Raw genomic sequence first — 14,742 nt, forward strand, 5'->3', positions numbered from 1 at the left:
AACCAGCAATAAATAAATGCGTAATGTCGATGATTATCCTGCCTATTGGAATGTTCAATACAGAGAATAGGCAGGGAAAATCGTGCTAACTTATTCGTTTACTTCACTTTCAGGCAAAGATATCAACACCGTTGACGGATGATGCCATTGATCTTAACTGTTCTGGTACGTCTAATAATTCACTTGTGCTTTCTGATGAATGGCCAAATTGTTGTTGGTAAGACGGGCCACGGTTATTGCCATCGTTGTTATTACCCGCCATTTGCTGCTGCCAGGCAGAGGAGTCACTGCCTACGCTGCTCTGACCAAGGTTAATTCCGCTTTCTGCCATCGCATTACGCAGGTGAGGCAGCGCAGCTTCCAGCGCTGAGCGAACCTGACTGTTTGCTGAAGCCAGATGAATTTGAGCCTGGTTATCATCGATTTTTAGACTGATGTGCAGGGCACCCAATTCCTGTGGGTTCAAACGTAACTCTGCGGTCTGCTGACCATTACGACTGAACATAATGATTTGCTGGCCCAATGTGTCTTGCCATTGCGGTGAACCAAATGGTGCGTTCAGTTGGGCACTCGCTGCCTGAGGGGCTGGCGTGGTCGTTCCTACCGAGGCTGGCTGAATATGCATAGCCTGTGCGACAGGTGGTGTTGTTTGAGACGCGCCGTTGCCTAATGTAGAGACTGATTCAGACACATTGCGATCGCCCACAAGGGAATTTGGCATCGTTAGCGCAAACTTTGCAGCATCATCCGCAGACTCGGTTGTTGATGAGGTTTGCTTGGCTGCATGATGCAGATCGCGTGATATGCCTGCATCTTTATCTGAGGTCACTGAAACGTCGAGCAATTTTGCCAGTGTGCCTTTAGCACTTTCACCCGTAGTGTTTAGTACTGATGCGGATGTCTCATTCTGGCGTTTAGCGTCAATGAGCCCCGGAATCGTCAACCCTGCATTTACGGCATTCGCTGCAATATTATCAGCGGCAGGTTGTGTAGGAAGCGGCGTTGTCTGCAACATGGCAAGCAGTGCCTGCATGGCGATAGTGTCATCCGTCGTGCTGTCACTCTCTTTTTTGTCCAGATTCTTAAATTTCGCCTGCCCTACAATTTCTGGATTTTGCTTACCCGCTGTAATCGTTGCTCCCGTGAGAGAACTGAAGGAAGAAAGCAGGGCATTTAAATCGTCACGGCTCAGCGAAGCATTATCTTTCCCTAACGCGCTGAGCAGGGCTTCTTCGTCTACTTTATCGAGCGTTTTTTTACCCGACGTATCGGCTACTTGTGATATGCGTTTGCTCAACAGATCAACAAAATCTTTTGGCAGCTCACCCTGTGTCAGTAACGAAGCGGAAGAACCGCTTGTATCACTGGCAGTGGTAGCTATAGGTAACGCGGACAGATTCATGATTCTGCTTTCCTCTGTGAGGCCCGTTGGGCAAATTCATCCATTTGTTTTTGTTCTATTTTGTTCTCTTTGGCAAGCTGTCTTGTCAGTTCGCGATCCTGCAATTTCTCAAATGCGTTCAGGCGCTGCTGTTTTTCTTGCCAAGTCTTCATTGCTAAATCTAAACGTGATGTCCACTGCGAAAGCTGTTGTCTGTGTTGCTCAATTGCACTGTCCAACGTTCGGATGAACTGCTGATAATTTTGCCAGCTATTATTCGCCATACCAGAGGACATCGTCGAGTTCAATTTTTGACGATAGTCATCCTGATAGTTTAACAGCATATTGAGCTGCTGCTCGGCCTGTTGATGTGCCTGACGCACTTGTCCCAACTGGCCAGCAGCTTTCTCAACGTCCTTCTGCGCCAGTTCGCGTAGTGTAACCAGCGGTGACTGGGTTTTCATCTGCTCTCCTACTCGTTACGAGGGAAAATAGTGTGCAACGCCTGGCAGGACTCTTCATAGTTACTTTGTTCAAACATACCCTGCTGCAAGAAGGCTTCCAGATGCGGGTAAAGCCGAATTGCTTTGTCAAGCATAGGGTCGCTGCCTGCGGCGTAGGCACCAACACTGACTAAATCACGGTTACGTTGGTAGCTCGATAGTAACTGTTTAAACTGCCTTACAGAAGCATAATGACCTTCATCGATCAGCGCTGTCATCGCACGACTAATCGATGCTTCAATATCAATTGCCGGATAATGGCCAGACTCAGCTAATTGACGTGACAATACGATATGCCCGTCAAGGATGGCGCGAGCGGAGTCAGCGATAGGATCCTGCTGATCGTCACCTTCAGTTAGAACAGTATAGAAGGCGGTGACTGAACCACCTCCATGAATACCATTTCCTGCGCGCTCTACTAGCGCAGGTAATTTAGCGAAGATAGAAGGGGGATAACCCTTGGTTGCTGGCGGTTCACCAATCGCTAAAGCAATTTCACGCTGTGCCATGGCATAGCGTGTGAGCGAATCCATGATGAGCAGAACGTGATGCCCGCGATCGCGAAAATCTTCAGCAATACGCGTGGCATAAGCGGCACCCTGCATCCTTAATAATGGAGAAACATCAGCCGGTGCGGCAATAACGACGGAACGCGCTCGTCCTTCCGTGCCCAAGATATTCTCGATAAAGTCTTTCACTTCTCGGCCACGTTCACCGATAAGGCCAACAACGATGACGTCAGCCTGAGTATAGCGTGCCATCATACCCAACAGCACACTTTTACCCACCCCTGAACCAGCAAACAGGCCCATTCGCTGCCCACGACCTACGGTAAGCAAGGCATTGATGGCTCGAACACCCACGTCCAGAACACTTTCGATTGGCGTTCTCTGTAATGGGTTGAACGGCGGCGTAATCAGTGGTGCGCGATAGCCTGTATCTGGCGCGGGTAAACCATCCAGCGGTTTTGCGCTACCATCCAGTACACGACCCAGTAATTCAGGGCCTAAGGGTAATTGTTTTCCTTGACTGCTGCTGTCCTGGCCGACGCGAGCGTAGACACGCGCTCCAGGGGTAATACCTTCAACTTCTTCCAGCGGCATAAGAAAGAGTTTTTGCCCGTTGAAACCGACAACTTCGCTTTCGATTTCTTCAACCTGCGAGCCATTCTGCCGTTCAATGAGACAGGTGGCGCCCAGTGGCATATGTAACCCTGTCGCTTCCAATACCAAACCTGTCGCCCGGGTTAAGCGGCCGTAACGACGCACCGAAGGCGTGTCATCAATGCGCTTCTCAAATGAATCGAGAGAAGAAAGCCAGCGTCCGAGGCGCGAAGTCATCATAGTTCTCCTGGTGCGGCTAAACGGCAAAGTTCGTGCCAGCGTGTTGCTAGACTGGCATCCAAATCGCCTTCTTCTGCACTGACTTTACAACCACCAGGGTGAAGTTGGCTATCGGCAAGCAATCTCCAACCATGCAAGCTGAGCGTCGGACCTAAATATTGTTCAACACGTTCCAGGTCTGAAGGATGAACGCGCAACTGCGTTTTCCCTGAAAACATAGGCTCTTGCTGAATCAATTGCTGTATTTGACCAAGCAGCGCATTACCATCGCATACCGGAGGTTGCCCCAGAATCTGCTTGGCTGCGGTCAACGCCAATTGCATCAGGCGAGCCGGGATTACACTGTCGAGCGTATCCAGCGTCTGTTGGAATTCGGTGACCATTTGCTGCATCTGTTCGATGATCGGCTGCTGCTGCTGCTGGGAATTTTGTACCCCCTGCTGTTGCCCCTTGGCCAAACCTTCCTGATAACCCGCGTCGTAGCCCTGTTGATGACCTTGGGCAAAACCTGTTTCTCGCGCCTGCTGCATCGTGCTTTCACGCAGAGATGCCAGTTCATCCTCTAAGGTAGGGACGGCGTTTTCCTCGGGGAAACGCTCCGTGTCTGACAATTCAGGCTCATTATTTACCTGATATGCTGGAACAGGCTTTGAAACAGGCTCAGCTAGGTCATTGAGCTTCCAAGGCTGCCAAGGCAGATTTTTGGGGGCGTTAGACATAAGCATCCTCGCCGCCACCGATAATCATCTCGCCGCTGTCTGCCAGTCGACGGACGATAAGCAGAATGGCTTTCTGTTCGTTTTCGACCTGTGACATACGTACTGGGCCGCGAGTTGAAAGGTCGTCGCGAAGAATTTCTGCGGCACGCTGAGACATGTTGCGCAGGAATTTCTCGCGTAGAGGCTCTTCCGCACCTTTCAATGCCAACAGCAGAGACTCGGATTCGACTTCTTGCAGAAGGCGCTGGATGCTGCGGTCGTCCACGTCCACCAGGTTTTCGAACAGAAACATTTCGTCGATAATTTTCTGTGCCAGTTCGCCATCGAATTCGCGTACTGCATCGATAACTGCTTCTTCCTGCTGGGTTTTCATCAGGTTGATAATCTCAGCCGCAGTACGAACACCACCCATTTTGCTGCGTTTGAGATTCTGACCATCCAGCAAGCCATTCAGAACGTCTGTCAATTCTGCCAGTGCGGAAGGCTGAACGCCGCCGAAGGTTGCGATACGTAGCATAACGTCATGACGAAGACGTTCGTCAAACAGGGCTAAGATATCGGCAGCCTGAGCTCGCTTCAGGTGCACCAAAATTGTTGCGATAATCTGTGGGTGCTCGTCGCGAATAAGGTCTGCGGCAATCTGCGGCTCCATAAAGTTGAGCGTTTCCATTCCACTTGTAGAGTCGCGGCTCTCCAGAATATCTTCCAACAGGCTAGATGCTCGTTCTTCACCAAGGGCTTTGACAAGCACTGAGCGAAGGTAATCGCCAGCATTCACACTGAGAGCGGCATATTGCTCTGAATCAGCTTCAAATTCTCTCAGGATTTCGAGCAACTGCTGTTGTGATACCTGTCTCATGTTCGCCATTGCAGAACTCAGGTGCTGCACTTCTTTAGTCGAAAGATGAGTAAACACTTCCGCAGCACGGTCTTCACCAATGGTCATCAATAAGATGGCGCTTTTTTCTGTTCCTGTCAGGGTCATAGTTCAGTACTCATCCATTGGCGAATGACCAGGGCGACGACGCGTGGATCGTTCTCTGCCATTTCACGTATGCGGTTACTTTGCATTTCTGCATTGACGCGTTGCTGCGATTTCCGCTGCTGTTCAACTTCCGAGCTACTCAAGTTGACCATAACATCGCTGTCTGCACCTTGAGATAGTGCAGCCGCCGCCAGCGCCGCTTCTTGTTGCTGTGCTTTTCTCTGCAATTGTGGACGAACCAGTTTACGCCACAGAATCCAGGCAACGATCAGAACCAGCAGCCAGCGGCCAGCTTCCATCAGGAGATCGAAAAATGCTTGTTTTTGCCAGAAGGGGAGTTCGCCAGAACCGTCAGTGCTATCCATAAATGGCGTATTCACGACATTTAATGTATCGCCACGTTCAGTAGAGAAGCCCATTGCTTCGCGTGCTACTGTTTCAATCTGTTTGATCTGTTCTTCCGTCAGTGCAACCGGTTTGCCGTCCTCACCAGGAGGCTGATAGTTAACAATAACGGCCGCAGACAAGCGCTTCACACCACCCGTACTGTGTTTGGTATGTAAAATCGTCTTGTCGACTTCATAGTTGGTTGTTGCATCATTACGAACATTTGATGTCTGAATAACGGTATTCGCATTTGCCGCATTAGCTTGCGCACCTGCCGCATTGTTTTGGTTCTGCTGGCCAGCCTGATTGTTCGCATTGGCATTATTTGGCGGTGTCGCGATAGGGGCTGTAGGCGCCGGTGCGGGCTGATTGGTTAATGCACCTGGAACGCCACCGACGTTCGGGCCTCCTTTTTGCTCACTCTGGCTGGTTTGCTGAGAGCGAACAGCCGCTTTATCTGGCGGTTGGTTGGGTTGATACTGTTCGTCAGTTTGTTCGCGAGCAGAGAAATCGATTTGCGCGGTGACCTGGGCATGTACGTTACCCATGCCAACCATGGGCGCGATAATTGACTCTATACGGCGTTGGTACATCGCCTCGACTTCGTTACTGTACTTCAGTTGTGCAGCATTCAGATCGCGGCCGCTGCCGCCAGCCTGGGTTAACAGGCGTCCTGTCTGATCGACGACCGTAACATTGTCTGGTGGCAGGCCAGCAACACTGCTGGAAACCATATAAACGATGGAATTGATTTGCCCTTCGTCTAATGCACGACCCGGCTGTAATGTCAGGGTGACAGAAGAAGAGGGCGCTTTTTGCTCACGCACGAACAGTGAAGGTTTCGGTATGGCAAGGTGGACTCGCGCATTCTGAACGGGGCCGAGCGTTTCTATCGTTCTGGACAGCTCACCTTCCAGTGCACGTTGGTAATTAATCTGCTCGCTGAATTGGCTGATGCCAAACTTTTCCTGGTCGAGCAATTCAAAGCCAACTGCGCCGCCTTTTGGCAGCCCTAATTGAGCCAGTCGAAGTCGGGTCTCATAGACATTGGCTGCGGGAATCATGATCGCCCCGCCATTTTCTGCAAAACGATAGGGGATATTCAGCTTTGTTAATTCGCTGACAATCGCACCGCCGTCACGGTCATTTATATTACTATAAAGCACTCTATAGTCTGGACCTTTGGCCCATAGCGTCAACGCAACGACGATCGCAATGGTCGCAGCGGCTGCGATCAATAGCGGAATTTTCGGATTGGCGCGTAACCGGTTGAGTATTTCGCCAAAGCTATTTTTACCGGTAGCGGAGCCGGTTAATGAGGCGTTCATACTCTATCTCTGCTTGGTTGTTGAACGATATACTTAACGTTGTGACGTGACAAAACAGAACTCCCTGATTGCGCAATCAATAAAACATTTCGCCTACATTTATCGGCATGTCATTATTTTCCGTAAAAGAAAAATCGATGGGTCGATAAGGTGGCATTTTTCGCGCTAATTGTACGATTTATCTGAAAAGCTGTGTGGTAGGGTAATGCTGTCATAGAAAATGCATAAGTAGTCTACTCTGTATGATGTAGTGAGGTGTTATGTCAGTTCAAGGTATTGATGGCGTTTTACAGCAAATGCAGGTTAAAGCTCTGCAGGCTGCTGACATGCCAATAGCCAGACCATCGGTAGAACCTGGTTTTGCCAGTGAGTTGAAAGCCGCGATCGATAAGATCAGCGACACGCAACAGACGGCTCGTACGCAGGCTGAAAAATTTACCTTGGGTGTGCCGGGCGTTGCATTGAATGATGTGATGGTGGATTTGCAGAAATCATCTATTTCAATGCAAATGGGTATTCAGGTGCGTAATAAACTGGTATCTGCGTATCAGGAAGTGATGAATATGTCCGTTTGATGCCGTCTTTTATGGTATCAATCTGTAATTATTAACGTTATTGCGCGTGATCTCACTGTTATACCGATGGAATGGGATCGCGCGTAATTTCTATTTATTTTTGTTTTCCGCCGGCTATTTCTTTCCTTTAAACTCATTAAAGCGCGCTGATTTCGTTATGCCGATAGCCTAACGTGCCGATTAAAAAACAGTGCTATGGGTAAAAAAACGCGCCTCAATGAAGAGGCGCGGCGAGAGCGGTATATGTATAACACTATAAGCGTTATGAGCGTGTTTCATCAGGCAAGGCATCATCAGGAAATGCCCGCTGCCCTGCAAATTCACTATAAGTCGTATTAATTGACTTTTGCTTCAGTGATTGCCCCATTAACGAACTTAACTCGTCCATCCGCTTCTGCAGAAGTTGTTTTACTTTCGCTTCATTATCCATCACTTCCTGCAAAATCTGTCGCAGATGCAAACGCATCATGCTATCAATTTCGTCAGGAATTGGCGTGTTAACTAAGCCTTCAACGGACTGAACATAAACAATCTCTTGCTCAACCAACGTATCCCATTGGCCGCTGACGGCCAAATGAAGAATTTTTTGACTCAGAGACAAAAGCTGTTGGTAATCTTTTAGAAGCCGATGGGGGGAGGCCATTAACGTACTTCCTGCTCTGGTTTGTAATTAGGGCCGATTTGCCGCCAGGCATCAGCGATATTTTCCAACAATGCTTCGACTTCCTCTATCGCTTTTGCATCGTTATGTAAATTGGCAATCAACAAACGTTGAGACATGTAGTCATACAGAGCGGACAGGTTCTCAACGAGCTCGCCCCCGCCTTCCATATCCAACCCAGTTTTTAGTCCGTTATTGATAATGTTGATTGCTTTAGATAACGCCATACCCTTACCTTGGATGTCGCCTTGCTCCATGAGAATGCGCGCGCGCACCATCGCACTGCGCGCGCCATCAAACAGCATGACGATAAGCTGGTGAGGGCTTGCGCTCATCACACTGCTTTCGAGGCCTACTTGAGCATAGGCTTGGCTGCCTTTCATGTTGTACATCACATTACCTATCTTTCTTTCAGCGAAAATTTAGAGTTTAGAGAACATGCTCGTTAAGCGACTCATTGTACTATTCATGTTAGTCATCGCTTTATCCAGTTCAACAAACTGTTTTTGATAACGAGCAATAGTATCTTCTATCCCATTTTTGACGAGAGTTGCCCGAGAGTCCAATTTCTTCAGCGTACTATTGATACCGTCTTCTTTGGTTTTGATTAGACCCTCACTCGTATCGAGGACTTCTTTCAGGTAGGTGCGGGTCTGTGTCGCAAAGCCTGTTTTGTCGTTATCACCAACAAAAAACGCCCGAACCTTGCCGGGTTCTTCTTTCAACGCTTTGTCTAACTTGGTATCACTGATTTCCAACTTCCCGGTTTTGAAATTTTGTGTAATACCAAGATCTGCCAGAATACGGAATTCATCGCTGTCACTTTGTACCGTTGTGAGCTGAGCCTTGAGTTTATTCTGGATACCACGAACAGTAGAATCTCCCAGCAACGCACCATTGCTACTTAATTGGGATTCGCCCGCCTCAACCGCAGTGTACTTTGTTTGAGCTGCGATGGTATCTTGCAGCGCATTGTAAGCATCAACCCAGGCTTTGATCGTATCCTTCATTCCGGTGATATCCTGCTCAATCGTCAGGGTTTCCGGTTTGCTTGCCTCAGTTTGGGCAAGAAGATTGATCGTTACACCTTCAAAAGCATCAGAAATAGAATTACTTTGTCTTTCTATATCAATACCATTCGCTGTGATTTGCGCGTTTTTGGCTGCTACCTTTTCTGTTGGCGTGCCATTAAAGACGTTTGTGTCGTCTCCCCCAATGGAGATTTTACTCTCAGTACCGCTGTTCTTTGCGGTTAGCATCAGGTAGTACTCATTATCCTTCGCTTTGACGACGCTCGCCGTCACGGTGCCATTAACTTTGTTGATCGCGTCACGAACATCGTTTAATGAGGTTTCACCCGCTTTAATGTCTATTTCCAGATATTTTAAGTAGTCATCACCCACTTTGGTGAATTTACCATTATCCTGAGCAATAACGAGTTTTGTATCTGTTGCACTTAAGGGCTCTGTTGCACTGGTTTTGGCTGTTGACGTTATGGAATGTGCTTGTGCCAATTGTTTCACTTCAATATTGAAGGTACCGGCAACGGCTTTACTATCAGTGGTTGCCGTAAACGCTTTGTTCGTGCTGGTGACTTTGGTTGATGTGATACCATCAATTGAACCCTTAACGATGCCGAAAGATTCAGAGATGGCTAAAGCATCATTCGCTGTTTTAAGTTTATCAAGGGCGCCTTTGAGGGCACTGATGCCGCTTAGCTGTGACTTGAAGCTGGATTGCTGAGTTGTTATTGGGACAAGTCTTTGATTTTCAGCGGTTCTAAGCTGCGTGAGCAATTCGTTTAAACCCAGACCGGAACCTACACCTAATGAAGAAACGCTTGCCATGATAGAATCCTTTTATTCAGAGTGCGATGAGCTATGAAACCATTATCGGCAGGATAGAAAATAAGTTTAGCAGTAAAGAACGGTCATCTTTATTACTGATTAATATCGCCGGATAAGGGCTATCAGAATTGCCTTCTAAACAATAAAAATGAATTTAGGCTAAAAAAAAAGTTAAAGCTTCTGGAAAGCGTTCCGATAAATGTTAGCGACGGGGATGAACCCGTGGGTCTAACCCGAAACCGATAACCACTGATTAAGGAACGCTATCATGGCAGTAATTAATACTAACATCATGTCTCTGACTACTCAGAACAACTTGAACAAATCTCAGTCTGCTCTGGGTACCGCTATTGAGCGTCTGTCTTCTGGTCTGCGTATCAACAGCGCGAAAGATGACGCAGCTGGTCAAGCGATCGCTAACCGTATGACCGCTCAGGTTAAGGGTATGACTCAGGCAGCACGTAATGCCAACGATGGTATTTCTCTGACTCAGACTGCTGAAGGCAACCTGAACGAAATCAACAACAACTTGCAACGTATCCGTGAACTGGCAACGCAAGCAGCGAACGATCCTAACGGTAAAACTGACCGTGACTCTATCGTCAAGGAAATGACTCAGCGCATTAACGAAGTTAACCGTGTTGCTCAGAGCGCTTCTTTCAACGGTACTAAACTGCTGGACGGTTCTGCAAGTGCTGGCATCATCATTCAGGTTGGCGCTAACACTGGTGCAACCGAAACTATTACCATCGACAGCACCGCACTGATCAACGCCACCACTGGCGGTACTGGTTCAATGAGTGATGTTGCAGCTAAAATCACTTCTCTGGGCGCTGTTGCTACCGGTAGTTCTGCTAACTCAGCAGCTCAGGCTCTGATCACTTCTCTGGATACTGCTCTGTCAGCTGTTGATGCTGCACGTAGTAACCTGGGTGCGATTCAGAACCGTTTTGAATCTACCATCACCAACCTGAACAACTCTATCAACAACCTGTCTTCTGCTCGTAGCCGTATTGAAGACGCTGACTACGCAACTGAAGTATCAAACATGAGCCGTAGCCAGATTCTGCAACAGGCTGGTACTTCTGTACTGTCCCAGGCAAACCAGGTTCCACAGACTGTTCTGTCTCTGCTGCGTTAATCCCCAGCCAGACAAACACTGTAACTTATATTATAAGCCAGTCCTTCGGGGCTGGTTTTTTTATGGTAAACATCCTGTGCGTTAATGCAGTTGTGAAACCGTACCACCCCTCCCTAACGTATGTTATACGCCTAATATTTCCCTCTATTTATAAGATTGCGTATCTTAATAGTTGATACGATAGTAGTAATTACTTTTTCCTCTCATGAAAGGTTTTCCCTTCTGATGACTTTAGATACTGCTGCCAGCCATCCAACAGTGAGCGCGGCTGATCGCTGTCCTTTGCCTTACACCTCACCGACGCATTTGCAGGCAGTGACATACTTGCATGGCATTGTGGCGGCGGCCCCTGAAAGGGCGCGAGTACTGGAACTGGGATGCATGAGTGGCGCGAACCTGCTGCCATTTGCCACTGCATATCCGCAGGCACAGGCTATTGGCATCGATCTTGACGAGGAAAAAATTGCACAAGGGCAGATGTGGGTACAGCAGTATGGGCTAACCAACCTGCAACTTCAGGCGATGGATTTGGCATCGCTTTTGGACAGCGATCTTGGCAAATTTGATTATATTATTGTCCATGGTGTTTTCGGACTGATCGGCGGCGAAGCGCGCTCGGCGTTGTTGGCATATTGTCACCGCCACTTAAGTGCAAAAGGCGTGGTGTGTTTTTCCTATTCGACCTACCCAGGTGGGAAAACAGAGGAAATCCTGCAGGATGCCTTAAATCTGCATGCCAGTCTGGCAGAAACGCCGGAACAACAGCAAGCCAGCGCCAGAGCCATGCTGAGTTACTTATCGCTGGGCCTATCTGCAGATAATCCTCAGAGAACAGCTATTGCGGCCCTAGTTGAAGAAGCTGAAAAACTGGGAGACGTGTCGTTAGCGCTCAATTATTTACAAGGTCTGAATCAACCTTGCTATCTGCTCGACTTTAATGCGCAGATTACGCAAGAAGGCTTGTCTTATGTCGGTGAAATCGAACCTCATACCGAGATTGCCGCTCACTATGGTGAGCAGGTAGATAGTTTGCTGCGCGCAATCTGTCCGACAGGCAATAAAATATTGAAGCAACAGTATCTGGATTTCAATGTCGGACGTAAACGTCGGTTTAGTCTGTTGGTGGCGGCTGAGCGAGCGGAAAAGTTGGAATCGGAAATTGATACCTCTCGGCTGGATAAACTTTCTTGGGCCGGTAGCTTCCGCCGTGTCATGTTAAATAAAGGGTTGGCGTCTAACGCCTATATCACCAATACCGGTATACAGATATCGACCGATCACGAACTTACACAGCAAATCCTTGATGTCTTAGGTAATGCGTGGCCAGCGAGTGTCTCCTTTAAGCAACTTATATTTAATACTCATTTTCCTGAAAGAGAAAATGATGAGCAAGAACATGAAAAGAATGTGCGTGAATCTCTCTATGCTTTGTTAAAGCAGGGAATATCTAGCATTCATTTCTGCGTCGGTGAATGTGCTTATCGTAAAAGTGAATTCAGCGCACTGCGAGTATTACCGAACTGTGGGGATATTTATCCTGCATTTAACTATTGGTATGAGTCTTTCACGCTACCATCAGAGGCTCAGGGTCTAAAAATTCCAATGGGCTTACTGAATGAGCAGGAAGAGGGCTCATTAGCGCTGTTAGATGAATTGCACCATAAAGGTTTGATGATTGGAAGTGCACTGGCATGGCAGCGTTATTTACAAAAACGGATGGAATTGGCTAAGGATGTTAACGAGGTTATCCACAATATAAATCCGCTGATTATGTACTCCAGTAACGCGAGCGGCGGTGGCTTATTCAAGGCTAGTGATGTCATAAAAGCCGAGAAAAGTAGAAAAGAATTCGTTAACGATCCTATTGATGCGCAAGTCAAACGCCAATTATATGATTTATTACAGAAACAGAAATATGACGAAGCTCGCTCTTTGGCTGAAGAATTAACGGTAAAACAGCCGAATAATCTGCAAAATTGGATCACACTAGAAAGAATTAATTTTGTTACTGGCGATAAGAATGCGGCAATATTCTCTCTAGCGAAAGTCATTTCTATGCATAGCAATGCATGGCTGGTCTACAGTGAATTGTCCAGTCTATTGCATAATACATATCATTACTGGGAAGCGATTAACCTTGCCTACAGAGTTATTCGCTGTGATGGGAGTATTGCTGTTGCCTGGAATGTGGTAGCACTTGTTTATTTGAAATTTGAAAATATGGCCGGTGCAGAAGTATGCATAGAAAAAGCAATAAAACTTCTGCCTAACGATGCGGCAGTATTAAATGCAATGGCAATGGTGTTGGATAAAAAATCTGATGTCGAAAGTGCAATTGATTACTATCGCAAGGCTGTTACTAATGCTCCTGAAGATTTAAGTTTGTACAGTAATCTTCTGTTTGCTTTGCTGCATAATGCTAAGATTCCAGCTTCAGAGATTTTTTCTGAACATTTGTCATATGGCGAAGTAGTAGAAAAACGAAATGGCGCACTTGCTCCAGTGCATTATCTGCAAAATAAAGATCCCGATAGAGTGTTGCGAGTTGGTTTTGTGTCTGGCGATTTATATTCACACCCAGTCAGCAAATTCTTATCGCCTGTATGGAATGACATCGATCATCAGTATTTTTCCCTTTATGCCTATTCCACATCACATCATTATGATGATGTCACGCGGATGCTGGAAAAAAGCTCAACAGTATGGCGTAACGTAGCGAGTAGCAGCGATACTGAATTATTCGAGTTAATCAAACGGGATGAGATAGATATTCTTTTCGACCTTTCCGGCCATACTGGCGACAACCGCTTATCAATGTTTGCGATGAAGCCTGCACCAATCCAGATTAGCTGGATTGGTTATCCGGGAACGACCGGATTAAAGGCGATGGATTATTATCTGGTTATGAACCATGCCCCATACCCAGAGGTTTTAGCCCATCAATTTACTGAAAAATTGCTGTACGTGTTATTTGACCGACAGTTTGAACCTGTAGTTAATGGCCCCGAGGTTAACGATCTTCCCGCACTGACAAACGGTTATCTCACTTTCGCTAGCTTTAACAGGCCGACGAAGATTAACGATACCGTATTATCGGCATGGGGAAAGATCCTCGTTCAGTTGCCAACGAGCAAGATGATTATTGGTGCATTGCCTAGCATGCAGACAAGGGAACATATACGTAAAAAGCTAGAGGCACAGGGTGTTCAGCCCGAGCAGCTAATTTTCCGCGAACGTGTCAACATAATGAATTATCTCGCTATGCACCAGGAAATCGATGTGTTGCTGGATACTTTCCCCTATACAGGGGGAACCACGACGAACTACGCTTTGTGGATGGGCGTGCCGACTCTGACGCTGGCCGGTGAAACCTATGCTGCTCGCCAAGGGGTTGTAAACCTTGGTCAGGCTGGCTTGAATGAGTTTATTGCACATTCAGAAGCAGACTACATCGACAAAGCCATTTCCTGGAATAACCGTTTGGATGAATTGAACCAAATTCGCCATAGTTTACGTAAAAAGATGGAACATGATATCGATACTGCTGATGTAACGGCTTCAACGTATTTTCAACAAGCGTTGAGAACGGTATGGAAAGCTTACTGTGCTGATGAGCCGCCTAAAAGCTATTCGATAGGCCACTAACTTTATGGAAGTGATAGTTTGTCACCGATGAACGTCACCAGATTGATTGGTAAATGGATGAGATAATGGCATCTATGTTTATGCCATTATCATCTAAAAGATGATTTTCAAACGCATTGCCGAGTGAGTGGAAGTTGGCTGCGGGTATTATAGAAAGAGAATGCAGCATTGTTATTTTGGTCAGGCGTACTAAACCAAATCTGAACATTTTCTTTTTATATCATCAA

At 47.1% G+C, this 14,742-nt stretch carries 12 protein-coding genes; 3 read left to right on the plus strand and 9 right to left on the minus strand.

Going from position 1 to position 14,742, the window contains the following annotated elements:
* Positions 1–109: 109 nt before the first annotated feature.
* From JFY74_08280 to fliF, 6 genes are read right to left on the minus strand one after another with little or no spacing between them, the layout of a single operon-like run.
* A complete protein-coding gene (locus JFY74_08280) occupies positions 110–1,402 on the minus strand; it encodes a flagellar hook-length control protein FliK (GenBank protein ID QQG30009.1) in 1,293 nt (430 codons plus the stop codon).
* Positions 1,399–1,845: a flagella biosynthesis chaperone FliJ gene (fliJ, locus tag JFY74_08285; protein QQG30010.1), complete on the minus strand. Its 447-nt coding sequence runs from the start codon at positions 1,843–1,845 to the stop codon at positions 1,399–1,401. The genes JFY74_08280 and fliJ overlap by 4 nt, the downstream gene beginning before the upstream one ends.
* Positions 1,846–1,853: 8 nt before the next feature.
* Positions 1,854–3,224, minus strand: coding sequence for a flagellum-specific ATP synthase FliI (gene fliI / locus JFY74_08290; protein QQG30484.1), 1,371 nt, complete (start codon positions 3,222–3,224; stop codon positions 1,854–1,856).
* Positions 3,224–3,946 (minus strand): flagellar assembly protein FliH, encoded by a 723-nt coding sequence (fliH, locus tag JFY74_08295; GenBank protein ID QQG30011.1) that lies wholly within the window; start codon positions 3,944–3,946, stop codon positions 3,224–3,226. The genes fliI and fliH overlap by 1 nt, the downstream gene beginning before the upstream one ends.
* Positions 3,939–4,931, minus strand: a complete 993-nt coding sequence (gene fliG / locus JFY74_08300) for a flagellar motor switch protein FliG (protein QQG30012.1) — start codon at positions 4,929–4,931, stop codon at positions 3,939–3,941. The genes fliH and fliG overlap by 8 nt, the downstream gene beginning before the upstream one ends.
* Positions 4,928–6,646, minus strand: coding sequence for a flagellar M-ring protein FliF (gene fliF, locus JFY74_08305; protein ID QQG30013.1), 1,719 nt, complete (start codon positions 6,644–6,646; stop codon positions 4,928–4,930). Before fliF ends, fliG begins: the two co-directional genes overlap by 4 nt.
* Before the next feature lie 260 nt (positions 6,647–6,906).
* Between fliF and fliE the strand changes: the two genes are divergently transcribed.
* Positions 6,907–7,221, plus strand: coding sequence for a flagellar hook-basal body complex protein FliE (gene fliE / locus JFY74_08310; protein QQG30014.1), 315 nt, complete (start codon positions 6,907–6,909; stop codon positions 7,219–7,221).
* Positions 7,222–7,483: 262 nt separating this feature from the next.
* Here the strand turns inward: fliE and fliT are convergent, their stop codons facing one another.
* The 3 genes from fliT to fliD are packed head-to-tail and all read right to left on the minus strand — an operon-like array spanning position 7,484 to position 9,729.
* The gene (gene fliT / locus JFY74_08315) at positions 7,484–7,864 is read right to left on the minus strand and encodes a flagella biosynthesis regulatory protein FliT (GenBank protein ID QQG30015.1); all 381 of its coding nucleotides are present in this window, start codon (positions 7,862–7,864) and stop codon (positions 7,484–7,486) included.
* Positions 7,864–8,274 carry a flagellar export chaperone FliS gene (gene fliS / locus JFY74_08320; GenBank protein ID QQG30016.1) on the minus strand — a complete coding sequence of 137 codons (411 nt, stop codon included), beginning with the start codon at positions 8,272–8,274 and terminating at the stop codon, positions 7,864–7,866. Before fliS ends, fliT begins: the two co-directional genes overlap by 1 nt.
* A gap of 30 nt (positions 8,275–8,304) precedes the next feature.
* Positions 8,305–9,729: a flagellar filament capping protein FliD gene (fliD, locus tag JFY74_08325; protein QQG30017.1), complete on the minus strand. Its 1,425-nt coding sequence runs from the start codon at positions 9,727–9,729 to the stop codon at positions 8,305–8,307.
* A gap of 265 nt (positions 9,730–9,994) precedes the next feature.
* On the opposite strand from fliD, the gene JFY74_08330 reads away from it, so the two are divergent.
* Both JFY74_08330 and JFY74_08335 read left to right on the plus strand, forming a co-directional pair.
* Complete coding sequence (locus JFY74_08330) at positions 9,995–10,870, plus strand: flagellin FliC (protein QQG30485.1); 876 nt, start codon at positions 9,995–9,997, stop codon at positions 10,868–10,870.
* 225 nt (positions 10,871–11,095) lie between these two features.
* Positions 11,096–14,515, plus strand: coding sequence for a methyltransferase regulatory domain-containing protein (locus JFY74_08335; GenBank protein ID QQG30018.1), 3,420 nt, complete (start codon positions 11,096–11,098; stop codon positions 14,513–14,515).
* Positions 14,516–14,742 lie beyond the last annotated feature (227 nt).

This window comes from Pectobacterium carotovorum (genome assembly GCA_016415585.1).
Classification (GTDB): domain Bacteria; phylum Pseudomonadota; class Gammaproteobacteria; order Enterobacterales; family Enterobacteriaceae; genus Pectobacterium; species Pectobacterium carotovorum_K.